Below are 26,470 nucleotides of genomic sequence, written 5' to 3' on the forward strand. Positions count from 1 at the left end.
AGAATTATGTCGAGCACTGCAGAAACTCCTGAGACGAACCCCGCAACACCGGCGACGGCGAAGCCCCGCGTCCTGTCCGGTATCCAGCCCACCTCCGACTCGTTCCATCTCGGGAACTTTCTCGGTGCGCTGCAGCAGTGGGTGCCTCTGCAGGACGACTTCGACGCCTTCTACTTCATCCCCGATCTGCACGCGATCACGGTGCCGCAGGAACCCAAGGAACTGCGCAGCCGGACGCTGCGCGCGGTCGCGCAGCTGCTCGCGCTCGGTATCGACCCGGAGCGGTCGACGCTGTTCGTGCAGAGCCAGGTGCCCGAGCACGCCGAACTGGCGTGGGTCCTCAACTGCATCACCGGTTTCGGTGAGGCCGCCCGCATGACGCAGTTCAAGGACAAGTCCGCGAAGCAGGGCAGCGAGCACGCCAGCGTCGGACTGTTCACCTACCCGGTGCTGATGGCCGCCGACATCCTGCTCTACCGCCCGCAGCGGGTCCCGGTAGGTGAGGACCAGCGTCAGCACCTCGAACTGGCCCGCGACCTCGCCGGCCGGTTCAACTCCCGCTTCGGCAAGACGTTCGTCGTGCCCGAGGCGCAGATCATCAAGGGCACCGCCAAGATCTACGACCTGCAGGATCCGCGGGCGAAGATGAGCAAGTCCGCCGCCACCCCGGCCGGTCTGATCAACCTGCTCGACGACCCGAAGGTCTCCGCGAAGAAGATCAAGTCGGCGGTCACCGACAACGACCGTGAGATCCGGTTCGACCCGGAGAACAAGCCGGGCGTCAGCAACCTGCTCACCATCCAGTCGGCGCTGTCCGGGACGAGCGTCGACGACCTCGTCGCCGGCTACGCGGGCAAGGGATACGGCGACCTCAAGTCGGACACCGCCGAGGTGCTCGCCGAGTTCGTCACCCCGCTCAAGGCGAAGGTCGACGGCTACCTCGCCGACCGCGGCGAACTCGACCGGATCCTCGCCGCGGGCGCAGACCGGGCCCGCGAAGTCGCGTCCCGGACTCTCGGTCAGGTCTATGAGAAGGTGGGATTCCTCACCACCAGGAGGTAGTCCGTCGATGGCCGACGCCGCACCCAGCTTTCTCGACCGGCAGCGGGCGGCGCGGCCGTGGCTCGACCACCTCGTGCGGGCGGGCGGACGCTACCAGACGCAGAAGGGCGACTACTACGCCGCCGGAATCACCTACTTCACGATTCTGGCGATCGTCCCGATCCTGATGGTGGCGTTCGCCGTCGCCGGTTTCGTGCTCGCCGGGAACGCCGAATGGCTCACCGAGATCCAGAACCAGGTGAGCACGACCATGCCCGGCGGACTCGGGGACACGATCAACGGTCTGATCGACTCGGCGATCGAATCGCGGGCCTCCGTCGGTGTCCTCGGCCTGCTCGGCGCCGCCTACGCCGGCCTCGGGTGGACCGCGAACCTGCGGAACGCGCTGACCGCGATGTGGGAGCACACCCACAATGCAAAAGGGTTCGTCACCACCAAACTCCACGACTTCGCGGCCGTCGTCGGTCTCGCCCTCGCAATGCTGGTGACGTTCGGCCTGTCCGCGCTGAGCAACGGTCCCGTCGCCCGGCAGGTCGTGTCGTGGCTCGGTGTCGAGGACATCCCCGGGATCGGGGTCGTGCTGCGGATCGTGTCCCTGCTGATCGGCCTGCTCGCGACGTGGGCGCTGCTCACGTGGGTGATCGCCCGGATGCCCCGGGAACCGGTCACGCTACGCAGCGCCGCCCGAGCCGGGGTCGCCGCCGCGATCGTGTTCGAGGTCTTCCGGCAGGTGGGGGCGGTCTACCTGGCATCGGTGAGCCAGGGGCCGGCCGGTGTCGCTTTCGGCCCCATCCTCGGCCTGCTCGTGTTCAGCAACCTCACCGCCCGGCTCATCCTGTTCGCGACCGCGTGGGCGGCCACCGCGAAGGAGAACCTGGAGAACGCGTTCGTACCGCCACCGGACCCCGCCGTCATCCGGCCCCGCGTCCAGATCCGGGACGGCGTCTCCGCGAAGGAGGCGGCCACGCTCACCGGTGTCGGAGCACTCGCCGCGCTCGGACTCGCCGGACTGTGGCGCCGCCGCGGCGACTGAGGCGGACGCCGCCGGTTCAGCGTCGCCGCCGCCGGATCAGGACCCGCGCCCACACCAGCAGTCCGACCACCACACCCGCACCGGCCAACCCGATCGCCACCCGCGCGGCCACATCCTTGTTCGGCAGATCCGATCCGGTCGCCAGATCCATCCCGCCGGGGCCGCTCGTGTCCGGCCCGGCCACCGCGACACGGGACGGCTCGGGGGCGGGCGGACCGTCCACGAGGGTGCCCACCGACACGTCCGGGCCCAGACCGTAGCCGTAGTCGAACAGGCGCGCGACCTGCTCCCACGGACGGATCGGCAGCACATCGGCGGCCATCAGCGTCACCGCGAGCCGCCGGCCGTCACGGTCCGCGCCCGCGACGTACGTCTGCCGGGCGTCGTCGGTGTAACCGGTCTTGCCGCCGAGCGCCCCCGGATAGTTCGTCAGCAACTGGTTGTCGTTGACGATCGGATACGGCTCGACCGGCTTGTCGTCCGGTTTCGCCGGGTCGGCCGGATGTCCGGGGAACAGGACCTCGTGCGTGGAGATCAGCTGCGCGAACGTCGGATTCTGCATCGCCGCCCGGAAGATCACCGCCAGGTCGTACGGGGACGTCGCCATTCCCGGCCCGTCCAGACCGGACACCGACGCCGTGCGGGTGTCCAGGGCGCCCAGCGCGGCAGCCTTCGCGTTCATCTTGTCGATGGTGGCCTGCTCGCCGCCGAGCTGTTCGGCGAGCGCCTGGGCGGTGTCGTTGCCGGACCGCATCACGAGGCCCTGCATCAACTGCAGGTTGGTGTAGGTGCCGCCGACTCCGAGCCCGGCGGAACTGCCCTCCATGTCCGCGGCCGCGGCGTCCACCACGACGGTGGTGTCCAGATCGAGTTCGTCGAGCGCGACGAGCGCCAACAGCACCTTGACGGTGCTGGCCGGCCGGTAGCGGCCGTGCGGATCCTTCGCGGCCAGCACCTGCCCGGTGCCCAGGTCGGCGACGAGCCAGCCGGTCGCCGAGATGTCGGCGGGCAGCGGCGGTGTGCCGGGGGCGGTGATCACCCCGCATGCACCGAGCGCATCACCGCCGACGGGTGCAGCGGGCACCGGGACCGGGGTGGGGGCGGGCTCGCCGGGACGCGGCACCTCCGACAGGTCGATCGCCGGCGGCGGCACCTCCCGGTGCGGACACGCGTCGGTGTTCGGGGTACTGAACGGGGGAGTGGTGGTGGCAGGTAGCGGCGGTTGCGCGGCCGCGAGGGGCGCGCAGAGGACGAGGGTGGAGGTCGCCACAGCGACGATTGCCGCGGGGAGGGACCGCTGCCGTGCAGGCTTCGGGAGTGCAGTCATAACGAGACTCCAGGGTAGGCGCCGGACGGGGACGTCCCCACCCCGTAAACGCGTTTTGCGCACTTGACGCCGTCCCGACGGGGTCGGGGACAGCGCCAAGTGCGCAAAACGGGGGTGCGTCGGTGACGCGGTGGATCAGTTACGCGTGAACAGCAGCGCGCGCTTGACTTCCTGGATCGCCTTCGTCACCTGGATGCCGCGGGGGCACGCGTCGGTGCAGTTGAAGGTGGTGCGGCAGCGCCACACGCCTTCCTTGTCGTTCAGGATGTCGAGACGCTCGCCGGCACCCTCGTCACGGCTGTCGAAGATGAAGCGGTGCGCGTTCACGATCGCGGCCGGGCCGAAGTAGCTGCCGTCGCTCCAGTACACCGGGCACGACGTGGTGCAGCAGGCGCACAGGATGCACTTGGTGGTGTCGTCGAAGCGGGCACGGTCGGCCTGCGACTGGATCCGCTCACGCGTCGGCTCGACACCCGACGTGATGAGGAACGGCTTCACGGCACGGAACGCGTCGAAGAACGGCTCCATGTCGACGACCAGGTCCTTCTCCACCGGGAGACCCTTGATCGGCTCGATCGTGATGGTGACCGGCTGGCCGTTGGCCGGCAGCAGGTCCTTCATCAGGATCTTGCAGGCGAGACGGTTGACACCGTTGACGCGCATCGCGTCCGAACCGCACACGCCGTGCGCGCAGGACCGACGGAACGTCAGCGTGCCGTCCAGGTAGCCCTTCGTGTACAGCAGCAGGCTCAGCAGACGGTCGGTCGGCAGCGCCGGGACCTGGAACGAATCCCAGTGCGAACCCTGGCCGTCTTCCGGGTTGAACCGGGCGATCTTGAGGGTGACCATGACGGCGCCCTCGGGAACGGGCGGCAGCGCGGTGGCGTCCTTGTCCAAGACAGGTGCGGACATCAGTACTTACGCTCTTTCGGCTCGTAGCGGGTCTGAACCACTGGCTTGTAGTCGAGGCGAATATCCGAGATCAGCTCGGTCCCCTGCTTGTAGGCCATGGTGTGCTTCATGTAGTTCGCATCGTCGCGGTCGGGGTAGTCCTCGCGGGCGTGACCGCCGCGGGATTCCTTGCGGTTCAGCGCACCCACGACGGTGACCTCGGCCATCTCGAGCAGGAAGCCCAGCTCGATGGCCTCGAGCAGGTCGCTGTTGTAGCGCTTGCCCTTGTCGTGCACGACGATGTGGTTGTAGCGCTCCTTGAGCGCACGCACGTCGTTCAGCGCGGTGGTCAGCGTCTCCTCGGTGCGGAACACCGAGGCGTTGTTGTCCATCGTCTGCTGCAGTTCCTTGCGGATGTCCGCGACCCGCTCGTGGCCGTGATCGGACAGGATCAGCGCCAGCCACTCCTCGACCATCTTCGCCGGGTTCTCCGGCAGCGGCACGAAGTCCGTCTTCTCTGCGTACTCCGCGGCGGCGATGCCGGCGCGGCGACCGAAGACGTTGATGTCGAGCAGCGAGTTGGTGCCCAGACGGTTCGCGCCGTGCACCGAGACACACGCGCACTCGCCGGCGGCGTACAGGCCGGGGACGTGCTCGTCGTTGTTGCGCAGGACCTCACCGGTGACGCGGGTGGGGATACCGCCCATGACGTAGTGGCAGGTCGGGTACACCGGGACGAGCTCGGTGACCGGGTCGACACCCAGGTAGGTGCGAGCGAACTCGGTGATGTCGGGGAGCTTCTCCTCGAGCACGTCCGCGCCGAGGTGGGTGACGTCGATGTAGACGTAGTCCTTGTTCGGACCGGCACCGCGACCCTCGAGCACCTCGAGCACCATCGACCGGGCGACGATGTCACGCGGCGCGAGGTCCTTGATGGTGGGGGCGTAGCGCTCCATGAAACGCTCGCCGTCGACGTTGCGGAGGATGCCGCCCTCGCCGCGCACGGCTTCCGAGATGAGGATGCCGAGGCCCGCGAGTCCCGTCGGATGGAACTGGTGGAACTCCATGTCCTCGAGCGGCAGGCCCTTGCGGAAGATGATGCCCATGCCGTCACCGGTGAGGGTGTGCGCGTTGGACGTCGTCTTGTACATGCGGCCCGAGCCGCCCGTCGCGAAGACGATCGACTTCGCGTGGAAGACGTGCAGTTCGCCGGTCGCGAGCTCGTAGGCGACGACACCGGTGGCGACGGGACCGTTCTCGGTCTCGGTCAGCGCGACGTCGAGCGCGTAGAACTCGTTGAAGAACTCGACGTCGTGCTTGACGCAGTTCTGGTACAGCGTCTGCAGAATCATGTGGCCGGTACGGTCGGCGGCGTAGCAGGCGCGGCGCACCGGAGCCTTACCGTGATCGCGGGTGTGGCCACCGAATCGACGCTGGTCGATCTTGCCCTCGGGCGTGCGGTTGAACGGGAGACCCATCTTCTCGAGGTCGAGGACCGCGTCGATGGCTTCCTTGGCCATGATCTCGACCGCGTCCTGGTCGGCGAGGTAGTCGCCGCCCTTGACGGTGTCGAAGGTGTGCCACTCCCAGTTGTCTTCCTCGACGTTGGCGAGTGCAGCACACATGCCACCCTGCGCTGCACCGGTGTGCGAGCGGGTCGGGTAGAGCTTGGTCAGGACCGCGGTGCGAGTACGGGGGCCGGCCTCGATGGCCGCGCGCATCCCGGCGCCACCGGCACCGACGATGACGACGTCATAACGATGTTCCTGCATGAAGGTTCTGCTCCCCTAGCTCGCCGAGATGTTGGGGTCGAAAGTGAAGATGACGTAGGTGCCCAGGCCCATGATCAGGATCATCGACACGACCAGGATCGTGTTGAGCCAGAACCGGGTGGAGTCCTTACGCGAGTAGTCCGCGATGACCGTGCGCAGGCCGTTGCCGCCGTGCAACTGGGCGAGCCAGAGCATGGTCAGGTCCCACATCTGCCAGAACGGGCTGGACCAGCGACCCGCGACGAACGCGAAGTTGATGCGGTGCACGCCGTCGTCGAGCATCAGCATGATGAACAGGTGGCCGAGGACGAGAACGATCAGCGCCAGGCCCGAGAAACGCATGAACAGCCACGCGTAGAGCTCGAAGTTGTTCTTGGCCTGGCGGCGCGGCGAACGCGGAAGGTCCAGGCTGGCCGGGCGGTCGTACGCCGTGGCGATAGTCTTCGCTTCACTCATGTCAGTGCCCCGCAAACATGTTGTAGAAGATGCGACCGGCGCCCGGGATCATGACCACGAACCAGATCGCGATGATCACCCAGAGCATGACGCGCTGGTACTGCGGGCCCTTCGACCAGAAGTCGACGAGCATCACGCGCAGGCCGTTGAGTGCGTGGTAGAGCACCATCGCGACCAGGGCGAGCTCCATGAGACCGACAAGGGGGTTCTTGTAGGTCTCGATGACTCGGTCGTACGTGTCCGGATTGACGCGCACCAGCGCGGTGTCCAGGACATGGACGAAAAGAAAGAAGAATGTTGCGACGCCGGTGATCCGGTGTAGAACCCAGGACCACATGCCGGGGTCGCCCCGGTAAAGCGACCGGGTGCGCTCCTTCGTGGGAGCGGCTTCCGTCGTGCTGCTCATCGAGTGCTGTGCCTCCAACGTCTTTGGTGGGCGCGTCGAGCCGGCACACAGCTGTTCGGATTTACCGCAGCCCGGGCTCGACGAGGACCTGAACCGACTTCTGTGAACTCTAAACCCAACCGATTCCGGGAACTAATCTCTCGCGCGGTTCGTACGGCCCCGAAATCGCTTGTTAGGTTTGCCTTCCCATATTGGAAGGTGGTTGTCGCGGTTGCCGGCGAGTCGGCCCGTGGGCCGACGATGGGGTGGGGACCTCCGGTTCCGTCGCTACGGAAGTTGTTGCACGACAATGCCTGTCGTCCTCGTGGCGGGTGGTCGGATGGGTGGTGTGAGCGCGTCGCCGGTTCCGTCGACGGTGTGACGCAGATCCGTCACGGCCATTCGTGTGGCGAATGCAATGTGGAAAATGTCTCATACCACCCGTCGGCGACTGCTAAGTGTCTACTTGTCGGTAACTTGCCGGGAACCGGAACGACACGCACCGGACGCGTCCGGTGACTAGGTTCGATCCATGACGGCACCGCTCGAACTCGAATTCCTTCGCCGGGCACCGAAGGTGCTGCTGCACGACCACCTCGACGGGGGCCTGCGTCCGGCCACCGTCGCCGAACTCGCCGCAGACTGCGGCTACCGCGGCCTGCCCGTCGGCGACCCCGGCGACCTGGCCGGCTGGTTCCGGTCCGCCGCCGACAGTGGCTCGTCCGGGGGCTCGCTCGAGCGCTACCTGGAGACGTTCGCCCACACCGTCGCCGTCATGCAGACCCCGACCGGGCTGCGCCGGGTCGCCCGCGAATGCGCCGAGGACCTGGCCGCGGACGGCGTCGTGTACGCGGAGGTGCGGTTCGCGCCCGAACAGCATCTCGAGGCCGGGCTCGGACTCGACGACGTCGTCGAGCACGTGCTCGACGGTTTCCGGGAGGGTGTGGAGGCGGCGCGGGCCGACGGTCGTGAGCTGCGGATCGGCTGCCTGCTCACCGCGATGCGGCACGCCGCCCGCTCCCGGGAGATCGCCGAGCTCGCCGTCCGGTTCCGGGATCGGGGTGTGGTGGGATTCGACATCGCGGGTGCGGAGGCGGGACACCCGCCGAGCCGCCACCTCGACGCCTTCGAGTACATGCGCGACCACAACGCGCACTTCACGATCCACGCCGGTGAGGCGTTCGGCCTGCCGTCCATCCACGAGGCCGTCGCCTTCTGCGGCACCGACCGGCTCGGTCACGGGGTGCGCATCACCGACGACATCACCGTCGCCGACGACGGCACCGTCACGTTGGGGCGGCTCGCGAACTATGTGCGGGACAAGCGGATTCCCCTGGAGTTGTGCCCCAGTTCGAACGTGCAGACCGGGGCGGTCGCGAGCCTCGCCGAGCATCCGTTCGACCTGCTGGCGCGGGAACGGTTCCGCGTCACCGTCAACACCGACAACCGGCTGATGAGCGACACCACCATGAGCCGCGAGATGCTCGTCCTCGTCGACACCTTCGGGTACGGCTGGAGCGACCTCGAACGCTTCACCATCAACGCGATGAAGTCGGCGTTCCTGCCGTTCGACCAGCGGCTGGCGCTGATCGACGACGTCGTCAAGCCGGGATACGCCGTCCTGATCGGCTGACCGCCCGCTCCGGTTATTCGGGGCGCAGCCGCGCCTCGAACTCCAGCTCGAGTGTCCGCCACGCGGCTGCCTCCGCCTCGAACGGCGGGTTCGGCGTCATCCGGCCCGGTGCGGGCTCGAGAATGTAGGAGACGTACCAGCCGAGCGGTGTCGACGGCGCGAGCGCGGCATCGGTGGCGTCGTCCTTCGCGAAGTCCGCTGCATCGGTGAACAATTCGACGGCCAACTCCAGCTGGTCGGCGTCGACGGCGTCCGGGCCGGCAGCGAGGTCGTCCGCCAGTCCCGGCAGGACGTAGACGTTCTCGTCGGTGACCTCGACCTCGAGTGAGCCGTCGACGGCCGCGTTCTGTACCTCCGCGTAGGTGTTGACCCGGGCCAGGTCGTGGTCGTGGTGGTCGGCGAGATAGCGGGCGAGGGCACGCTCGGAGGCGAAGACCGCGATGCGTCCGCCGCTACCGAGGAACACCGCATGATCGTCGAGGTAGCAGCGCAGCGAGAACAGGGTGGTCTCGGACGTGACGATCTTGACGGGGTCGATACCGACACCGGTCCAGAACGTCTCCTCTGCCTCGTCGTCGGTTTCGTCCGTGCCGGACTCGTACTCGTCGTAGTCGTCGTCCGCCTCGGCATCGTCGTCGGCGTCGACGACGTTCTCCTGCGTCGCGAGGATCTCGGCCTCGGCGCCGGCGAGCGCCTGGGCGTCGACGGCAGGGGTGGTGACGACCGCATCGATCGCATCGAGGACAGCGTCCCAGTCGTCGGCGATCGCGGTCCCGATACGGTCCCACAGCTTCTCGCCGTCACGACCGGCGAACTGGCCGACACCGAACCGGAGGTGCCCGAGCTCCGGATGGTTCTCGAAGAACTTCACCACCGGATCGAGGTCGCAGACCTCGCCGAGGGTGCGCACCATCGTCAGCGTCTCGTCGAGCTCGGCGACGGCGAGCGGTTCGGGATCCCCGGCCGCGAGATCGAGCACCCCGACCAGATCGAAAGCGACGGACTCCTCGGGCTCGAGCTCGGGGGCCGCCAGCTTCGAGATCGTCGGCCACGCGGGATGCTCGACGAGGTCGTTGTCGTCGTTCGTGCGGATGAACGCCGCGAGCGCGGCGACCGATTCGAACCCGTACAGGTCGTCCTCATGGCCGAGGAAGGCCTCCCACTCGTCGTCGCCTTCGCGCCAACGGGGAGCCCACAACGTGACGAGGTCGCCTCGGGTCACACCGAGTTCGATCGGGACGATGTCTCCAGCCATGGCCGGAAGCCTAGCGACGTCGCGGCCAAAGATATAGCCGGACGCCGGTCACTTCGTGTCGCCCGTATCGAACAGTGGCCCGGCGAGGCGGGCGTGTTCGGCCGCGGCGGTGGCCGCGGCCCGCTGCGCGGTGTCGACGATCGCCTGTTCGAGGCCCCGGACGTCGACGTCGTGCAGTGATTCCGTGATCCACAGGTCGGTGAGCCGCCCGTCGCCGTCGACCTCGACCCGGACCCGCCCGTCGAGGCCCGCGGCCTCGGCGCGGATCGCGGCCAGCGCGGACAGGGTGTCGCCGAACCGGTCCGCCTGCGCCCGCACCCGCGCGACGAGGGCGTCCATGTCGCGGCCGCTCACGCCGGACGCATCCAGCTCGCGGGGGCGTCGACGTCCGCGGCGGTGGCCCGGTCCGCGGCGGCGACGTCGTCGTGGGTCGGCAGCCCGAGCCGGTCGAGGAGTTCGGCCGGCACCCCGTCCCGCACCAGTCGGTCGCGTCGCTGCGCACCGGCGTCCCGGCCCGCGTCCCGGCACAGGACGAGGAGCTGCCGGGCCAGTTCCGTACCGCCGAACCGCAGTTCACGACGGTCGATCCGGACACCGACCGGTAGACCGGTCTCGGTGGCACGGACCGTCACGGTGCCGGCGCGGTTGGTGGCGACAGCGGTGGGCGGGGGAGCGGGGACTGTGCTGTCGATGGTCATGGTTCTCCCGCTCACGTGGTGGTGGGGCGGTAGAAGCCGTGGAAGCCCATACCGATGTTGTCGGTGCGGATCGCGCTGACGGCGACGGGATCGCCGGCCTCGATCATCTGGCCGCCGCCGATCACCATCGCGACGTGGCCGTCCCACACGGCGAGGTCGCCGGGCATGAGGTCGGCCTGGTTCACGGGGGTGCCGACGCTCTGCTCCTGCGCGAGACGCGGCAGGTCGACGCCGGCCTCTCCGTACGCCCACTGGGTCAGGCCGCTGCAGTCCAGACCTTGGCCGGGGGAGGTGCCGCCCCACTGGTACGGCACACCCTGCTGGGTGAGGGCGTTGCGGACGGCGTCGGCGGCCTCCCGGTTGGGGGCGACGGCGGTGCTGCCGTCGGGCAGGAGGATCTCGACGCTCCCGGCGCTGCCGGTGTCGAGCGAGCCGGTACCCAGTGATCCGCTGCCGAGTGAGCCGGTGTCGAACGATGCGGGCGTGAACGCCGTGTCGACGATCCGCGGCGGTGCCGGCACCGGATCGGGTGCGGTGAGTTCGGCCAGGGCCGCGGTGTGCCCGGCCAGTTCGCCGCGCACCCGTTCGACGACGGTCAGCGCCCGCTGCAGGTGGTCGAGGGCGGACGCGATCAGCACCGTCGGCCCGCCCGGGGTGGCCAGCAGTGGCAGTGCCGACGCGGCCTGCGCCAGGAACGAATCGAGGATCGCCTGCAGTTCGACGGTGCCGGTGCGGACCGTCTCCGACGCGGTGTCGACGACGGTCGCGATCTCACGGCCCTGATCCGAGAGGACCACCGTCGACGCCTGGGTGGCCTGCACCTTGCCGACGGCGGCGTCGGCGGCGATCCCGGACCAGGCGCGGTCGAGTTCGCCGATCGCGGTGCGGCCGATCGCGTAGGCGGCGTCGAGGGTGTCCGACGCGACACGCAACGCGTCCGACGGTGATCCGGCCGGCAGCATGCCGGTGCCGAACGCGCCGAGCAGTTCGGCGACGGGGCGGGCGAGGACGTCGATCACAGGGCCACCCCCGTGCTCAGACCGGACGCGGTGTGCGCGTCGGTGGCGTCGTAGGCGGCCGCGGTCGTGGTCGCGGCGTCACTCATCGCCGTCCACGTGCCGGCGAGCCGGCCCAGTTCGGCCGAGTGCGCGGCCCGGGCCCGGTCGAAGGCGGCGACGAAGTCGCCGCCGATCAACCCGAACACCGGCCCGAGCAGGCCGGCGCCATCCGCCGAGATCCCGGAGTCGGCGGTGCCGACCCGGCCGGCGAGACCCGCCGCGGTCGTCCCGAATCCGGTGATCCCGCTCGTCGTCACCGATAACTCACTCATCGCATCCCCCATCGATACTGGTCCGTCGACGGGTTGGACGCAGCGGCGCACGATTCGGTTCCCCACTATCCTCGGCAGTCATGGAAACGCAGGTGGTGGACCACCCTCTGGCCGCAGCACTACTGACCCGGATGCGCGACGAACGCAGCGACAACGCGACGTTCCGGTCCGCGCTACGGCAGCTCACCCAGATGCTGATCTACGAGGCCACGCGGGACGCCCCGATCACGGAGTTCGAGGTCACGACGCCGGTCGCGGTGACCATCGGGGTCCGGTTGGCGAGGCCGCCGCTGCTGGTTCCGGTGCTGCGGGCCGGTCTCGGCATGATCGAGCAGGCCAGTTCGCTGATCCCGCAGTCGCAGGTCGGGTTTGTCGGGATGGGCCGTGACGAGCAGACGCATCAGCCGGTGCCGTACCTCGAGTCGTTGCCCGCGGATCTGTCCGGGCGCCCGGTGTACGTGCTCGACCCGATGCTCGCGACCGGCGGTTCGATGGTCCACACCATCGACCTGCTCGTCGCCCGCGGCGCCACCGACATCACGGCGGTCTGCGTCGTGGCCGCACCACAGGGAGTCGACGCGCTCGCGACGTCCGGGCATCCGGTGCGGCTGATCGTCGCGGCCGTCGACGACGACCTCGACGAGAACGCGTTCATCGTGCCGGGTCTCGGGGACGCCGGGGACCGGCAGTTCGGCCCGCGCTAGACCGAACTGCCGGCAGCGGTCAGCGGGCGGGAGTGTTCTGCAGGACCCGCCCGTTGACCGCGTCGACCGTCACCTCGCGGACCGAACCGTCGGTGGCGACGACGTCGGCCTCCCACACCGTCGTTCCGCCCTTCTCGACCTCGAGCTTCAATTCGGTGATCCGTCCGCCGGGCACCTCCGCGAGGACGATGCCGGTGGCCTTGTCGAAGCTGATCTGCGCCTCCAAGCCGCCCTCGTCCCCGGACGGGGCCGGCTCCGGTGCTGATGCGGATGCGGATGCAGACGTGGACGGGGATCCGGTGGGTGCGGGGGTTCCGGCCGACTCCTTCGCCGGTGCCGAGGTGGTGGTGCTCGTGGTCACGGCGGCGGTGGTGGTGCTCGCGGTGGTGGTCGGCGAGGTGCCGCTGTCGTTGCTGCCGCAGGCTGCGAGCGCCAGCAATGCGATGCCGGTTGCGGCGGCCGTGGTGATCCGTGCGGCGAGGGTTCCCCGAGGAATGCGCATGTCGTGTAAGCCTTTCGGTCGTTCGTCCGCCGACGAGTGTGCCGGACATGCGCACAATTCGGGCGGACACGACATCAACCGTTATGTGATCGTCTCCTCGAGTGTGAGCCGCACCCGTGCGGCCCGGTCCCCGGCTCGCGACCGGGCCGCTGCCACGTCGCCGCCGACGACCTCCTCGACCACCTCGAAATAGCACTTGAACTTCGGTTCCGTGCCGGACGGCCGGACGGTCACCCGGACACCCGGCCCGGTGAACACGAGGGCGTCGGTCCGCAGCGGCCCGCGCACCGATGCGAGATCGGTGAGCGTCACTGCGGCGCCGCCGATCTCGGTCGGGGGCCGGGTGCGCAGCCGTGCCATGACGCGGCCCACGTCGGCGTTGCCGGCGAACCGGTGCGACACCTGCCCGGTGACGTGCACCCCGAACTCGGCGGCGAGGTCGTCGAGTGCGTCGAGCAGGGTCCGGCCCTGCCCCGCCGGATCGGCGACGAGGTCGGCCACCAGCACGGCGGCCGAGATTCCGTCCTTGTCCCGCACGGCGTCCGGGTCGACGCAGTGCCCGATCGCCTCCTCGTATGCGTAGACCAGGCCGTCGCCGGCGCGCACGAGCCACTTGAATCCGGTGAGCGTGCGGGCCGACCGCTGCCCGCGGGCGTCGGCGATCTTGCCGAGCAGCGTCGACGACACGATCGTCGTCGCGGCCAGTGACCCTGCGGGCGCGCGCCCGAGGATCCGGTCGTCGAGCAGGGCGCCGGTCTCGTCGCCGGTGAGCATCCGCCAGCCGTCCGGTCCGGGTACTCCGACGGCGCAGCGGTCGGCGTCCGGGTCGAGGGCGATCGCGACGTCGGCGCCGACGTCCCACGCGAGTGCGAGCAGGGCGTCCGTGGCGCCGGGCTCCTCCGGATTCGGGAACGTCACCGTCGGGAAATCGGGGTCGGGAGCGAACTGTGTTGCGACGGTGTGGATGTCGGTGAACCCGGCGGCCTGCAGTGCGGCCACCGCGGTCGCGCCGCCGACACCGTGCAGCGGCGTGAGCGCGATACGGATGTCGCGGCGCGCCCCGGACGGCAGCGTCGCCACCCGCTCCAGGTAGGCGGCGACGAGTCCGTCGTCGACCGGGACGACGGGGACGCGCCGCACCCGGTCGACGCGGGCGATCGCGTCCTCGATCTCCCGGTCCGCGGGAGCAGCGAGCGGGGCACCGCCGTGCATGTACACCTTGTAGCCGTTGTCGGCGGGCGGATTGTGCGACGCCGTGATCTGCACGCCCGCAACCGCATCCAGGCGGCGCACCGCGAACGCGACGACCGGTGTCGGCAGCGGCCGGGGCAGCAGGCGCACATCGAACCCTTCGGCGGCCAGGACCTCCGCCGCGGCGACCGCGAACTCCTCCGACCCGTGGCGGGCGTCGCGACCGACGACCACGATCCCGCCGCCGGGACACCGTTCCCGCAGCCACGCTGCGAGTCCCGCGGTGGCACGTTCGACGACGCCGACGTTGATGCAGCCCGGGCCGTCGCCGACCGGCCCGCGCAGACCCGCGGTGCCGAACCGGAGCATCACAACCGGGCCAGCAGGTCGCGCAGCAGCGTGCCCATGCGTGCCGCCGACGCCTGTCCCGCGGCGAGGACCTCGGCGTGGTCGAGACTCTCGCCGGTGATGCCCGCGGCCAGGTTCGTCACCAGCGAGACCCCCAGCACCTCGGCGCCCAGGGCGCGGGCCGCGATCGTCTCGTGCACCGTCGACATGCCGACCAGGTCGGCGCCGAGCGTGGCGAGCATGCGGATCTCGGCGGGCGTCTCGTAGTGCGGGCCGGGCAGACCCGCGTACACGCCCTCGGTGAGCGTCGGATCGATCCGGCGGGCCAGATCCCGCAGGCGCGGGCTGTAGGCGTCGACCAGGTCGACGAACTGCGCCCCGGCCAGCGGGGATCGGGCGGTGAGGTTGAGGTGGTCGCCGATGAGGACCGGCTGCCCCACCTGCAGGCCGGGACGGATGCCGCCGGCTGCGTTGGTGAGGATCACCGTCGCCGCGCCGGCGGCGATCGCGGTGCGGACCGGATGCACGACGCGGGCGAGGTCGTGGCCCTCGTACGCGTGGGTGCGGCCGAGCAGCACCAGGACCGGGACGTCGCCGACCCGCACCGACAGCACCGTCCCGGCGTGCCCCTCCGCGGACGGCGGCGCGAAGCCGGGCAGGTCCGTCATCGGCACGCTCGCGGTGGGGGTGCCGAGGGCGTCGGCGGCGGCCCGCCACCCGGAACCGAGGACGACGGCCGCCGCGTGCCGGGCGACGCCGGTGCGTTCGGCGAGGACGTCGGCGGCCTGCTGTTCGAGTGTGCCCATGACGGCACACAGTAGCCGCGACACGCGATGTTACTCGTGGGTAGTATCGCGTCATGCCATACCTGAATCGCGACGGCGACGTCTTCGTCCTGTACCTGGGCACCGAGGGCGAGACGGACAACGAGAACCGCTTCCACCCCGACTGGATCGACGCCGTGCACGCGCTGCTCGACGAGGTCGAGGCCCACGAGGGCCCGGCGGCCCTGGTCACGACCGCGACCGGCAAGTTCTACACCAACGGTCTCGACACCGACTGGGTGTTCGGGAACCTCGCGGACCTGCCCGGTTACCTCGACCGGGTGCACACCGTCTACTCGCGGCTGCTGGCGTTCCCGACGGCGACCGTCGCCGCCGTGCAGGGGCACGCGTTCGGGGCCGGTGCGATGCTGGCCCTGGCCCACGACTTCCGGGTCATGCGCGGCGACCGCGGCTACTTCTGCCTGCCCGAGGTCACGCTGAACATGCCGTTCACGGTGGGCATGTCGGGTCTGCTCACGGCCCGCCTGCCCCGGCAGACGGCGGTCGAGGCCATGACGACGGGCCGACGCTACGGCGGCGCCGACGCGCTCACCGCCGGGATCGTCGACGCCACCATCGACGATCCTGCCGGGGACTCCGTCCTCGCTGCCGCGGTCGCGCGGGCGTCCGCGCTGGTCTCGACGCGCGGCGCGAACCTCGCCGGCATCAAGCGAGGCCTGCACCGGGACGCCCTCGACGCGCTCGCCGTCACGACCGACGAGAGCAACTTCCGCTTCGGTTGACCGGGACGGGGCGGCGCGGAGTGAGAGACTGGGTTCCGTGAGAGCGGGATCCTCGTCAGCGTCCTCGGCATCGCGGCAACCGGCCGCGGTGTCGGCCACGGTGGCCGCCGCCCGCCCCGACCTGATCGGCCTGTCGCACACCATCCATGCCGCCCCCGAACTCGCGTTCGAGGAACACCGCAGCTCCGCGCTTCTCGTCGAGTTCCTGCGCGGGCACGGCTTCGACGTGCACACCGGTGTCGCGGACCTGCCGACCGCGTTCGACGCCCGCTACGGCAGCGGCGACCTCGAGATCGCGGTCCTCGCCGAATACGACGCGCTGCCCGAGATCGGGCACGCGTGCGGCCACAACATCATCGCCGCGTCCGCGGTCGGGGCGGGTCTCGCGCTCGCCCCGCTCGCCGACGACCTCGGCATCACCGTCCGGGTGATCGGCACCCCCGCCGAGGAGACCGGCGGCGGCAAGATCCTCATGCTCGAACGCGGTGTGTTCGACGACGTCGCCGCCGCGCTCATGGTGCATCCGGGCCCGTTCGACATCGTCGGCGCCACGTCGCTCGCGCTCGCGGACCTGGCGATCACGTTCACCGGGCGGGAGGCACACGCGTCGGCGGCGCCGGAGTTCGGCCGCAACGCCGCCGACGCGGTCACCGTCGCGCAGGTCGGTCTGGCGTTGCTGCGCCAGCATCTGGCGCCCGGACAGCAGATGCACGGCATCGTCAGCGACGGCGGCATCGCCCCGAACATCGTTCCGGCACGCGCCGAGATGCTCTACTACCTGCGGGCGCAGACCGCGGAGTCGTTGCGCGAGTTGTCCGTCCGTGCCGAGTCGTGTTTCGCGGCCGGTGCGCTCGCCACCGGGTGCACGCACGGGATCCGCACCGTGTCACCGATGTACGCGGAGCTGCGGCCGGACCCGTGGCTGGCGGACGTCTACCGCGACGAGATCGTCGACCTGGGCCGCACCCCGGTTCCGGTGGAACTGGAAGCGTCACGCCCCCTGGGCAGTACGGACATGGGCAACGTGACGCACGTCGTGCCCGGCATCCACCCGGTGATCGGCCTGGACTCCCGCGGGGCGGTGACGCATCAGCCGGAGTTCGCGTCGGCCGCAGCCTCCGCATCCGCCGACGAGGCGGTGGTCGACGGCGCGATCGCCCTGGCGCACACCGTGATCCGGGCCGCCCGCGATCCCGGTCAGCGGGACCGGCTTCTCGAGGGGGTGGCGCGTCGGTGAACGAGGGTATCGAGGCCTGGCTGGCCGAACACACGATGGACCTGTCGCGGTGGCGGCGGCACTTCCACGCGAACCCGGAACTGGCGCGCCGCGAATTCGCGACCACCAGTTTCGTCGCCGCCCAACTGTCGACGACCGGGATGTCGCCGCTGCTGCTGCCCGGCGGCACCGGGGTGATCTGCGACATCGGCCCGGGCGGGCTGCGGATCGCGTTGCGCGGCGACATGGATGCACTGCCGATGCAGGAAGCGACCGGCGCACCGTACTCGTCGACGGTGCCCGGGGTGGCGCACGCGTGCGGGCACGACGCCCACACCGCGATCCTGCTCGGTGCCGCACTCGCCCTGAACTCGTTGCCGCAGTTGCCGGTCGGGGTGCGGCTGATCTTCCAGCCCGCCGAGGAGGTGATGCCGGGCGGTGCGCTCGACGTCGTCGCCGCCGGCGGCATGCAGGGGGTGTCGCGGATCTTCGCGCTGCACTGCGATCCGCGGCTCGAGGCGGGACGCATCGGGGTGCGGGTGGGGGCGATCACGTCGGCCGCCGATACCGTCGAACTCGTCCTGGACTCGCCGGGCGGGCACACGTCCCGGCCGCATCTGACGACCGATCTGGTGTACGCGATCGGCACCGTCGTCACCGGGCTGCCGGGCATGCTCAGCCGGCGCATCGATCCGCGCAGCGGCACCGTGATGGTGTGGGGTGCGGTCAGTGCGGGGCAGGCGCCCAACGCGATCCCGCGCAGCGGCATCCTCACCGGCACCGTCCGTACCGGCGACCACGCCACGTGGGAGCTGCTCGAGCCGACGGTGCGGGAGATCGTGCACGGCCTGCTCGCACCGACAGGGGTGCGGTACGAACTCAACTACCGGCGCGGGGTGCCGCCCGTCGTCAACGACGAGGAGTCGGCGCGGATGTTCGAGGACGCGGTCCGGCCGATCGGCCCGGACGCGCTCGCCGACACCCCGCAGTCCGGGGGCGGCGAGGACTTCTCCTGGTATCTCGAGGAGGCGCCGGGGGCGATGGCACGGCTCGGCGTGTGGTCCGGTCACGGCCCGCAACTCGACATCCACCAGCCGACGTTCGACCTCGACGAGCGGGCGCTGGTGACCGGGGTGCGGGTGCTGACGAACCTGGTCCTGCAGGTCTGAACTACATCTCGGGGGTGCCCGGGCCGACGTTGCGACTGTTGCGGGTGCGCAGACCGCGGACGTAGTCGGCGGGGGCGCCGGCGATCTCGGCGGCCTCCGCGATCACCCCGAGATAGCGGGCGGACGGCAGGCCGCCCTCGTACGCGTCGAGCACGTACAGCCACGCCAGGTTCGGGCCGTCCCGGGTGTCGACCCGCAACCGGATCTTGCGGTGCAGGCCCAGCTCGGAGCCCTCCCAGCGGTCCAGGCGCGCCTCGTCCTCCGCCGGGACGTCGTAGAGCACGACGAACACTTTGGCGTCCGGATCGCCACGGTCCTCGACGACGGTCGCGAGTGCGCCCTCCCAGCCGATGTCGTCGCCGCTGAACGTCAGCCGCCACCCCGGCAGCCAGCCCGTACCCGACATGGGGGAGTGCGGGCAGCGTTCGAGCATCTGTTCCGGGTGCATGTTGGACCCGTACGCGGCATAGATCGGCACGGCGGCAAGCCTAATCCGTGGCCCGCGCCCACGGGTAGCGGGCGCATGTCCGGCAGGTGTCGCGAACCAGCGCACCGGACGCGTGGATAGCACCCGCGAGGTACCCGTTGCCTGCGTGTTCCCGGTCACTGGAATAGCGTTGTACCGGGTGTGGCCGGAGATCCCGGCCCCCGCGGCGACCTTGGAGGACGAATGACCCGGATCGTGATCATCGGTGGCGGACCCGCCGGATACGAGGCGGCGCTGGTGGCGGCGCAGCACCAGGCATCGGTGACCCTGGTCGACTCCGACGGCGTCGGCGGCGCGTGCGTCCTGTTCGACTGTGTGCCGTCGAAGACGTTCATCGCGTCCACCGGTATCCGCACCGACATGCGCCGCGCCACCGATCTGGGTATCGCCCTCGACCCGTCCAGTGCCACGATCTCGCTGCCGCAGATCAACTCCCGCGTCAAGAACCTCGCGCAGGCCCAGTCCGCCGACATCCGCGCCCGACTCCAGAGCGTCGGTGTGCAGCTGCTGTCCGGTACCGCCGAGCTGATCGACCCGCAGATCGGCATGGCCTCGCACCAGGTGCGCGCCACCCTGCACAACGGTGAGGAGAAGGTCCTCGACGCCGACGTCGTCCTCATCGCCACCGGCGCCAGCCCGCGCGTCCTGCCGGGTGCCGTCCCGGACGGCGAGCGCATCCTCACGTGGCGTCACCTGTACGACCTCGAGGAACTGCCCGAGCATCTCGTCGTCGTCGGCTCCGGCGTGACCGGTGCCGAGTTCGTGTCCGCGTACACCGAGATGGGCGTCAAGGTGACGCTCGTGTCGAGCCGCGACCGGATGATGCCGCACGAGGACGCCGACGCCGCCCTGGTCCTCGAGGACGTGCTCACCGAGCGTGGTGTGACGCTCGTCAAGCATGCGCGAGCCGATGCCGTCGAGCGCACCGAGGACGGCGGTGTCCTGGTCAAGCTGTCGGACGGCCGCACCGTGGCCGGCAGCCACGCGCTGATGGCGGTCGGTTCCACCCCGAACACCGACGGCCTCGGTCTCGAGCGGGTCGGTATCGAACTCGGTCAGGGCGGCTACCTGCGCGTCGACCGGGTCTCGCGGACCACGGTGTCGGGCATCTACGCGGCCGGCGACTGCACCGGACTGCTGCCGCTCGCGTCGGTCGCGGCGATGCAGGGCCGGATCGCGATGTACCACGCACTCGGCGAGGGTGTGAGCCCCATCAAGCTCAAGACGGTGGCGTCGGCGGTGTTCACCCGTCCCGAGATCGCCAACGTCGGTGTCAGCCAGGCCGCGATCGACGCCGGTGAGGTGCCGGCCCGCACCGTCATGCTGCCGCTCAACACCAACCCGCGCGCCAAGATGTCCGGTCTGCGCCGCGGTTTCGTGAAGATCTTCTGCCGCCCGGCCACGGGTGTGGTCATCGGTGGTGTCGTGGTGGCGGCGACGGCGTCCGAGCTGATCCTGCCGATCGCGATCGCCGTGCAGAACAACCTCACCGTCAACGATCTGGCGCAGACGTTCTCGGTGTACCCGTCGCTGTCGGGGTCGATCACCGAGGCGTCGCGTCAGCTGATGCGCCACGACGACCTCGACTGACGAGTCTCATCATATGAAACGATTGTTTCATGTGATGGACGCATTCGTGTGATGATGTGAGGGGCCGAGAACCATCGGCCCCTCACATCGCTCTCCGCCCCGCGGATCCGGGACGACCTGGGTGTTCCCACCTTCGTTCTGCCGCCACGGGAGTCGTCGCATGTCGTTCGACACGTCTGTCCAGTTGTCCGCCCGGATGTCCGGGCTCCGCAGTTCCGCCATCCGGGACCTGCTCACCCTCACCGCCCGCCCCGACGTGATCGGCCTCGCCGGCGGGCTCCCGGCGACGGAACTCGTTCCGCGTGAACGCATCACGGCGGCCGCCGAGCGGGCGCTGGCCGATCCGCGGTCGGTGCAGTACGGGGAGACGTCCGGGTGGGCGCCGCTGCGGGAGGTGATCGCGGCGCGGGAGAGCATCCGGATCGGACGCGCCGTCGAGGCGTCGGACGTCGTCGTCACGCACGGGTCGCAGCAGGCGCTCAGTCTGCTGGCGCAGGTGCTGCTCGATCCCGGTGACACGGTCGTCGTCGAGGAGCCCGGCTACACCGGGGCACTGCAGGTGTTCCGGACCGCGCAGGCCGCACTGGTGCCCGTCGCGCTCGACGCCGACGGCATGGACACCGCGGCGTTGGAGCAGGTGCTACGGGAGGGGTTGCGGCCCAAGCTCGTTCACACCGTCAGCAATTTCCACAATCCACGGGGTGTGGTGCTCGCGCACGAGCGCCGGGTGCATCTGGCGGCGCTCGCCGACCGGTACGGGTTCTGGGTGATCGAGGACGACCCGTACGGCGAGCTGTGGTTCGATGCGCCCGCACCGCCACCGGTCGCGGCGTATTCGGATCGGGTGCTGCGCCTGTCCAGCGGCTCGAAAATTCTGGCGCCGGCCCTGCGGATCGGCTGGCTGCACGGCGACCGCCGGGTGTGCGAGGCCGTCGAACTGCTCAAACAGGGTGCGGACCTGTGTGGTTCGTCGCTGACACAGCAGATCGCGGCCGACCTGCTCGCGGACGGTCCGTGGCTGGAGTCGCACCTGGACACCGTCCGCGGCGCGTATGCGGGGCGGGCCCGGGCCCTCGTCGGTGCCCTCGATGTCTCGTTCGGGGACCGGGTGGCGCATGCGGCCGTGCGCGGCGGCATGTTCTGTTGGATCGAGTTCTCCGACGGCATCGATACTGCTGCCCTGCTGGACACGGCGGTGCGTCACGGCGTCGCGTTCGTGCCCGGCGGCGCGTTCGGGGTCGCGGACACCCATCGGTCGGCGGCCCGCCTGTGCTTCGCGACGTACGACGGCCCGGTGCTCGCGGACGGGATCGCCCGGCTACGGACGGCATACGACGCGCACACCGCGTGACCGGGGTCGGAAGACGTGCCGGACGTGATCCGGGAGAGACACCGTCGCGGTAAAACCAATTTTGTACAAACTCTCGAATTTTGTACAAAACTGCTGCGGCCCGGAGTGTGCCTGTCGGCGGGAGGGCCGCGCTCTGCGATGCTGTGGGGCATGGCGCCTCTGGTGATCGGCCTTATTGCGCTCGTGATGTCGGTGTTGGTGGCGTGGCGGTCGAAGAGTCGTGCAACAACGTTGTTTGCGGTCGCAGCGAGCGTTGGCATGCTGGTTGCACTCAGCGGGTGGTTCGTAGCCGAGTACCACTGGGCGAACGCCACGAACTGCCGACAGGCATATCCCGAGGAGTTCGGATTTCGTCCGCCAGATTGGGAGATTCCGCCACCGGGCGATCTTGCTGATGTTCAGGTGTGGTGGCCGATCGGTCACGAATGTCGTGGAACAGATGTCGATTCCGGCGAGTTCGTTGCGATTGGCCCAGGATGGAGGACGAGTCGAATCGTCTACCCGGCTTTGGCGGTTGCGGTGCTTGCCTGGGGCGCGATCGCAGTGCGGGGCACTACCAGGAACCGGAAGGGCTCGGACGCTGGCTGACACGTTCTGTCGGTGCCCATCCGTACCGTCCTCGCCATGACGACGACGGTGCCGTTCGGGGAGGCGCGAGCACAGTTGCGGGATCTGGTCTGCCGCGCGGAGTACGGGGGAGAGCGCATCACCATCACGCGGCACGGCGCGCCGGCTGCGGTGCTGGTGTCCGTCCACGACCTCGCACTGCTCGAATCGGCGGCCGGGGAATCGGGAAGCAGGGCACAGACGCCGCCCGATGTCGATGTCTCCACCACGATCGACGCATCCCTCGCCGTGGTGTGGAACGCCCTGATCGACCCGCGACGACGCGCACAGTGGTGGGGCGCAATCGTGTTCGACGCGCATCTCGGAGGCGCGATCCTCACCGACTGGGCCGAGCAGTCCGGCCGGGTCGTCGACTTCGTGGAAGGCGGCACGATCGTCATGCAGTTCGGTGACGACGGATGCGCACCGGACCTCGCAGTCGAGGTGCGGATCGAGTTCGCGGCCACCGATACCGGCGTCACCGTCCGGATACGGGCAACCGGGCCCGGTCCCGACGCGACCTTCTGGCAGGGCCGCGTCGACGCGTGGAAGACCTATGCGGAGGGACTGTCCGCGACGGGGGCCTCGTCGTCGACCCAGTCGTAGGTGCGTTCGACGGCCTTGTTCCAGCCCGCGTACAGGCGGTCGCGTTCGGCGTCGTCCATCCGCGGCCGCCACGTCTTGTCCTCGGCCCAGTTGGCGCGGATGTCGTCCTCGCCCTCCCAGAATCCGACGGCCAGACCGGCCGCGTAGGCGGCACCGAGCGCGGTGGTCTCGTTGACGACCGGACGCGTCACCGGCACGTCGAGGATGTCGGACTGGAACTGCATGAGCGTCTCGTTGACGACCATGCCGCCGTCCACCTTGAGCGCACTGAGTGCGACACCGGAGTCGGCGCGCATCGCCTCGATCACCTCCCGCGTCTGGTACGCGGTCGCCTCGAGTGCGGCCCGAGCCAGATGGCCTTTGTTCACGAACCGCGTCAGCCCGACGATGACGCCGCGCGCGTCCGGTCGCCACCGGGGCGCGAACAGCCCCGAGAACGCGGGCACGAAATATGCGCCGCCGTTGTCGTCGACGGTGCCGGCGAGCGGCTCGATGTCCTTGGCGGACCGGATGATCCCCAGATTGTCGCGCAGCCACTGCACGAGCGACCCGGTCACCGCGACCGACCCCTCCAGGGCGTACACCGCGGGCTTCTCGCCCAGCTTGTAGCAGACGGTGGTGAGCAGCCCGTGCTCACTGTGCACCGGCGTGGTCCCGGTGTTGAGCAGCAGGAAGTTGCCGGTGCCGTACGTGTTCTTCGCCTCTCCCTCGGACAGGCAGGCCTGCCCGAACGTCGCCGCCTGCTGATCGCCGAGAATGCCGGCCACCGGAACCCCCGCCGAGATTCCCTGCAGTGCCAGCTCGCCGTACACCTCGGACGAACTGCGGATCTCCGGCAGCATCGACACCGGAATGCCCATCGCGGAACAGATCTCGTGATCCCACTCGAGCGTCTCGATGTTCATCAGCATCGTGCGCGACGCATTCGTCACGTCCGTGACATGCAGGCCACCGGTGAGGTTCCAGACGATCCACGAGTCGATCGTGCCGAAACACAGTTCACCGGCCTCCGCGCGCTCGCGGGCACCGTCGACATGGTCGAGGATCCAGCGCACCTTGGGGCCCGAGAAGTACGTCGACAGCGGCAGTCCCGTCACCGACCGGAACCGTTCCGGTCCGGCGTCACCGCCGATCTCGGTGCACAGCCGGTCCGTGCGGGTGTCCTGCCACACGATCGCGTTGTGGACGGGTTCACCCGTCTGCCGGTCCCACACGACGGTGGTCTCGCGCTGGTTGGTGATGCCGACCGCCGCGATGTCGCGGGCCGTCAGGTTCGTCTTCGCGAGCACGGACCCGACCATCTCGCGGGTGTTGCTCCACAGTTCGATCGGATCGTGTTCCACCCAGCCCGGCTTCGGGAAGATCTGCTCGTGTTCCTTCTGCGCCACGCCGACGACCCGGCCGTCGTGGTCGAAGATCATGCAGCGGCTCGACGTGGTGCCCTGGTCGATGGCGGCGATGTACTGGCTCACGGTCGTCCTCGTCTCTCGCACGGTCTGGGCACGAACCTACTAGTCTGAATCGGGATCGGCCGACAACCACGGGAGACCGAGTTGGACAAGCAGCCTGGTGTGCAGTTCCTGGGTCCGCAGCAGCGCGCGCGGGCGTGGGAGCGGTTGGGAACCGAACAGTTCGACGTGGTGGTGATCGGCGGCGGCGTCGTCGGGGCCGGTGCCGCGCTCGACGCCGCCACCCGCGGCCTGCGGGTCGCGCTCGTCGAGGCCCGCGATTTCGCGTCGGGCACGTCGTCGCGGTCGTCGAAGATGTTCCACGGCGGCCTGCGTTACCTCGAACAGCTCGAGTTCGGGCTCGTCGCGGAGGCGCTGCACGAGCGGGAGTTGTCGATGGCGACGCTCGCCCCGCACCTCGTCAAACCGCTGAAATTCCTGTTCCCACTCACCCACAGGGTGTGGGAGCGGCCCTACATGGCGGCCGGCTTCCTGCTGTACGACCGGATGGGCGGATCGAAATCGGTTCCCGCGCAGAAACATCTGACGCGGGCCGGGGCGCTGCGCATGGCTCCCGGACTCAAACGGAACGCGCTGATCGGCGGCATCCGCTACTACGACACGGTCGTCGACGACGCCCGGCACACCATGACGGTCGCCCGGACCGCTGCACACTACGGTGCGGTGGTGCGGACGTCGACCCAGGTCGTCGGGTTCCTGCGGGAGGCCGACCGGGTGTCCGGGGTGCGGGTGCGGGACTCGGAGACCGGCGTGATCACCGAGGTGTGCGGGCACGTCGTGATCAACGCGACGGGCGTGTGGACCGACGAGATCCAGTCGCTGTCGCGGCAGCGCGGCCGGTTCCGGGTACGGGCGTCCAAGGGGGTGCACATCGTGGTGCCGCGGGACCGGATCGTCAGCGATTCGGCGATCATCCTGCGCACCGAGAAGTCGGTGCTGTTCGTGATCCCGTGGGGCAACCACTGGATCATCGGCACCACCGACACCGACTGGAATCTCGACCTCGCGCATCCGGCGGCCACGAAGGCCGACATCGACTACATCCTCGGGCACGTCAACAACGTGCTCGTCACCCCGCTCACGCACGACGACATCGACGGCGTCTACGCCGGGCTGCGGCCGCTGCTGGCCGGGGAGAGCGACGAGACGTCGAAGCTGTCCCGTGAACACGCCGTCGCCCGTGTCGCGCCCGGACTGGTGGCGATCGCCGGCGGCAAGTACACCACCTACCGGGTGATGGGTCAGGACGCCGTCGACATTGCCGCCGAGGACATTCCGGCGCGGGTGGCGCCGTCGATCACCGAGAAGGTGCCGCTCGTCGGCGCCGACGGCTACTTCGCGCTCGTCAACCAGGCGGTGCAACTCGGGGAGCTGCACGGTCTGCACCCGTACCGGATCAAACACCTGCTCGGCCGGTACGGCGCACTGATCGACGAGGTCCTCGACCTCGCCGCCGGCACCCCGGAACTGCTGGACCCGCTCACCGACGCCCCCGACTACCTGCAGGTCGAGGCCGTGTACGCGGCCGCCGCGGAGGGTGCGCTGCACCTCGAGGACATCCTGGCCCGGCGCACCCGCATCTCGATCGAGTACCCGCACCGTGGCGTCGACTGCGCCGAACAGGTGGCCCGACTGGTCGCCCCCGTCCTCGGCTGGGACGAGGCGACCATCGACCGGGAGATCGAGACGTACCGGGCGCGGGTCGAGGCCGAGGTGTGCTCGCAGACCCGCCCCGACGACGCCTCCGCCGACGCCCTGCGCGCAGCCGCACCCGAGGCGCGGGTGGAAATCCTCGAACCGGTGCCGGGGACCACACCGTGAC

General features: G+C 69.7%; 27 protein-coding genes. 12 read left to right on the forward strand and 15 right to left on the reverse strand.

Annotation, left to right across the window (positions count from 1 at the left end; genetic code table 11):
* Window positions 1-6: 6 nt before the first annotated feature.
* On the forward strand, window positions 7-1,062 hold the full coding sequence (gene trpS / locus E0497_RS09790; RefSeq protein WP_137724610.1) for a tryptophan--tRNA ligase: 1,056 nt from the start codon (window positions 7-9) through the stop codon (window positions 1,060-1,062).
* 7 nt (window positions 1,063-1,069) lie between these two features.
* Complete coding sequence (gene yhjD, locus E0497_RS09795) at window positions 1,070-2,095, forward strand: inner membrane protein YhjD (protein ID WP_137724611.1); 1,026 nt, start codon at window positions 1,070-1,072, stop codon at window positions 2,093-2,095.
* Window positions 2,096-2,111: 16 nt separating this feature from the next.
* Here the strand turns inward: yhjD and E0497_RS09800 are convergent, their stop codons facing one another.
* The 5 genes from E0497_RS09800 to sdhC all read right to left on the reverse strand — a co-directional run bounded on the left by E0497_RS09800 (window position 2,112) and on the right by sdhC (window position 6,947).
* Window positions 2,112-3,422: a D-alanyl-D-alanine carboxypeptidase family protein gene (locus E0497_RS09800; RefSeq protein WP_137724612.1), complete on the reverse strand. Its 1,311-nt coding sequence runs from the start codon at window positions 3,420-3,422 to the stop codon at window positions 2,112-2,114.
* Window positions 3,423-3,557: 135 nt separating this feature from the next.
* The gene (locus tag E0497_RS09805) at window positions 3,558-4,334 is read right to left on the reverse strand and encodes a succinate dehydrogenase iron-sulfur subunit (RefSeq protein ID WP_137724613.1); all 777 of its coding nucleotides are present in this window, start codon (window positions 4,332-4,334) and stop codon (window positions 3,558-3,560) included.
* Complete coding sequence (gene sdhA, locus E0497_RS09810; protein WP_137724614.1) at window positions 4,334-6,085, reverse strand: succinate dehydrogenase flavoprotein subunit; 1,752 nt, start codon at window positions 6,083-6,085, stop codon at window positions 4,334-4,336. Before sdhA ends, E0497_RS09805 begins: the two co-directional genes overlap by 1 nt.
* A gap of 15 nt (window positions 6,086-6,100) precedes the next feature.
* Window positions 6,101-6,541 carry a succinate dehydrogenase hydrophobic membrane anchor subunit gene (locus E0497_RS09815; protein WP_137724615.1) on the reverse strand — a complete coding sequence of 147 codons (441 nt, stop codon included), beginning with the start codon at window positions 6,539-6,541 and terminating at the stop codon, window positions 6,101-6,103.
* 1 nt (window position 6,542) lies between these two features.
* A complete protein-coding gene (gene sdhC, locus E0497_RS09820; protein ID WP_137724616.1) occupies window positions 6,543-6,947 on the reverse strand; it encodes a succinate dehydrogenase, cytochrome b556 subunit in 405 nt (134 codons plus the stop codon).
* A 511-nt stretch (window positions 6,948-7,458) separates the two neighbouring features.
* Here sdhC and E0497_RS09825 point away from each other — a divergent pair.
* Complete coding sequence (locus E0497_RS09825) at window positions 7,459-8,559, forward strand: adenosine deaminase (protein ID WP_137724617.1); 1,101 nt, start codon at window positions 7,459-7,461, stop codon at window positions 8,557-8,559.
* A gap of 13 nt (window positions 8,560-8,572) precedes the next feature.
* On the opposite strand, the gene E0497_RS09830 is transcribed toward E0497_RS09825, so the two are convergent.
* Genes E0497_RS09830 through E0497_RS09850 form a run of 5 tightly spaced genes read right to left on the reverse strand, consistent with a single transcriptional unit; the run spans window position 8,573 to window position 11,842 of the window.
* Entirely contained in the window at window positions 8,573-9,814 is a 1,242-nt protein-coding gene (locus E0497_RS09830; protein WP_137724618.1) for a primosomal protein, read from the reverse strand.
* Between the two features lie 48 nt (window positions 9,815-9,862).
* On the reverse strand, window positions 9,863-10,168 hold the full coding sequence (locus tag E0497_RS09835) for a YbaB/EbfC family nucleoid-associated protein (protein ID WP_137724619.1): 306 nt from the start codon (window positions 10,166-10,168) through the stop codon (window positions 9,863-9,865).
* Window positions 10,165-10,512 carry a hypothetical protein gene (locus tag E0497_RS09840; protein WP_137724620.1) on the reverse strand — a complete coding sequence of 116 codons (348 nt, stop codon included), beginning with the start codon at window positions 10,510-10,512 and terminating at the stop codon, window positions 10,165-10,167. Before E0497_RS09840 ends, E0497_RS09835 begins: the two co-directional genes overlap by 4 nt.
* An 11-nt stretch (window positions 10,513-10,523) precedes the next feature.
* On the reverse strand, window positions 10,524-11,531 hold the full coding sequence (locus E0497_RS09845) for a C40 family peptidase (protein ID WP_137724621.1): 1,008 nt from the start codon (window positions 11,529-11,531) through the stop codon (window positions 10,524-10,526).
* A complete protein-coding gene (locus E0497_RS09850) occupies window positions 11,528-11,842 on the reverse strand; it encodes a type VII secretion target (protein ID WP_137724622.1) in 315 nt (104 codons plus the stop codon). Before E0497_RS09850 ends, E0497_RS09845 begins: the two co-directional genes overlap by 4 nt.
* Window positions 11,843-11,922: 80 nt before the next feature.
* Between E0497_RS09850 and upp the strand changes: the two genes are divergently transcribed.
* A complete protein-coding gene (upp, locus tag E0497_RS09855; RefSeq protein ID WP_137724623.1) occupies window positions 11,923-12,546 on the forward strand; it encodes a uracil phosphoribosyltransferase in 624 nt (207 codons plus the stop codon).
* Between the two features lie 19 nt (window positions 12,547-12,565).
* On the opposite strand, the gene E0497_RS09860 is transcribed toward upp, so the two are convergent.
* The 3 genes from E0497_RS09860 to E0497_RS09870 all read right to left on the reverse strand — a co-directional run bounded on the left by E0497_RS09860 (window position 12,566) and on the right by E0497_RS09870 (window position 15,393).
* Complete coding sequence (locus E0497_RS09860) at window positions 12,566-13,048, reverse strand: PepSY domain-containing protein (protein ID WP_137724624.1); 483 nt, start codon at window positions 13,046-13,048, stop codon at window positions 12,566-12,568.
* Between the two features lie 81 nt (window positions 13,049-13,129).
* Window positions 13,130-14,608: a phospho-sugar mutase gene (locus E0497_RS09865; protein WP_137724625.1), complete on the reverse strand. Its 1,479-nt coding sequence runs from the start codon at window positions 14,606-14,608 to the stop codon at window positions 13,130-13,132.
* Complete coding sequence (locus E0497_RS09870; protein WP_137724626.1) at window positions 14,608-15,393, reverse strand: purine-nucleoside phosphorylase; 786 nt, start codon at window positions 15,391-15,393, stop codon at window positions 14,608-14,610. Before E0497_RS09870 ends, E0497_RS09865 begins: the two co-directional genes overlap by 1 nt.
* A 53-nt stretch (window positions 15,394-15,446) precedes the next feature.
* Here E0497_RS09870 and E0497_RS09875 point away from each other — a divergent pair, with 53 nt between their 5' ends.
* The 3 genes from E0497_RS09875 to E0497_RS09885 all read left to right on the forward strand — a co-directional run bounded on the left by E0497_RS09875 (window position 15,447) and on the right by E0497_RS09885 (window position 18,539).
* Window positions 15,447-16,154, forward strand: a complete 708-nt coding sequence (locus E0497_RS09875) for an enoyl-CoA hydratase/isomerase family protein (RefSeq protein ID WP_137724627.1) — start codon at window positions 15,447-15,449, stop codon at window positions 16,152-16,154.
* A gap of 88 nt (window positions 16,155-16,242) precedes the next feature.
* The gene (locus E0497_RS09880; protein WP_241665827.1) at window positions 16,243-17,391 is read left to right on the forward strand and encodes a M20 family metallopeptidase; all 1,149 of its coding nucleotides are present in this window, start codon (window positions 16,243-16,245) and stop codon (window positions 17,389-17,391) included.
* A 35-nt stretch (window positions 17,392-17,426) separates the two neighbouring features.
* Window positions 17,427-18,539: an amidohydrolase gene (locus tag E0497_RS09885; RefSeq protein ID WP_421958332.1), complete on the forward strand. Its 1,113-nt coding sequence runs from the start codon at window positions 17,427-17,429 to the stop codon at window positions 18,537-18,539.
* A gap of 1 nt (window position 18,540) precedes the next feature.
* On the opposite strand, the gene E0497_RS09890 is transcribed toward E0497_RS09885, so the two are convergent.
* A complete protein-coding gene (locus E0497_RS09890) occupies window positions 18,541-19,017 on the reverse strand; it encodes a gamma-glutamylcyclotransferase family protein (protein ID WP_137724629.1) in 477 nt (158 codons plus the stop codon).
* A gap of 192 nt (window positions 19,018-19,209) precedes the next feature.
* Here E0497_RS09890 and E0497_RS09895 point away from each other — a divergent pair, with 192 nt between their 5' ends.
* The 4 genes from E0497_RS09895 (at window position 19,210) to E0497_RS09910 (ending at window position 23,179) form a co-directional block, all read left to right on the forward strand.
* Window positions 19,210-20,616 (forward strand): NAD(P)H-quinone dehydrogenase, encoded by a 1,407-nt coding sequence (locus E0497_RS09895; protein ID WP_137724630.1) that lies wholly within the window; start codon window positions 19,210-19,212, stop codon window positions 20,614-20,616.
* A 160-nt stretch (window positions 20,617-20,776) separates the two neighbouring features.
* Window positions 20,777-21,967: an aminotransferase-like domain-containing protein gene (locus tag E0497_RS09900; RefSeq protein WP_137724631.1), complete on the forward strand. Its 1,191-nt coding sequence runs from the start codon at window positions 20,777-20,779 to the stop codon at window positions 21,965-21,967.
* A gap of 15 nt (window positions 21,968-21,982) precedes the next feature.
* Window positions 21,983-22,555 (forward strand): hypothetical protein, encoded by a 573-nt coding sequence (locus E0497_RS09905; protein ID WP_137724632.1) that lies wholly within the window; start codon window positions 21,983-21,985, stop codon window positions 22,553-22,555.
* A 36-nt stretch (window positions 22,556-22,591) separates the two neighbouring features.
* Window positions 22,592-23,179, forward strand: coding sequence for a type II toxin-antitoxin system prevent-host-death family antitoxin (locus E0497_RS09910; protein ID WP_137724633.1), 588 nt, complete (start codon window positions 22,592-22,594; stop codon window positions 23,177-23,179).
* On the opposite strand, the gene glpK is transcribed toward E0497_RS09910, so the two are convergent.
* The gene (gene glpK, locus E0497_RS09915; RefSeq protein WP_137724634.1) at window positions 23,128-24,651 is read right to left on the reverse strand and encodes a glycerol kinase GlpK; all 1,524 of its coding nucleotides are present in this window, start codon (window positions 24,649-24,651) and stop codon (window positions 23,128-23,130) included. The two genes, E0497_RS09910 and glpK, sit on opposite strands and share 52 nt — an antisense overlap.
* 81 nt (window positions 24,652-24,732) lie before the next feature.
* Here glpK and E0497_RS09920 point away from each other — a divergent pair, with 81 nt between their 5' ends.
* A complete protein-coding gene (locus E0497_RS09920; RefSeq protein WP_137724635.1) occupies window positions 24,733-26,469 on the forward strand; it encodes a glycerol-3-phosphate dehydrogenase/oxidase in 1,737 nt (578 codons plus the stop codon).
* Window position 26,470 lies beyond the last annotated feature (1 nt).

Origin of the sequence: Prescottella subtropica (assembly GCF_005434945.1) — a bacterium.
GTDB lineage: Bacteria > Actinomycetota > Actinomycetes > Mycobacteriales > Mycobacteriaceae > Prescottella > Prescottella subtropica.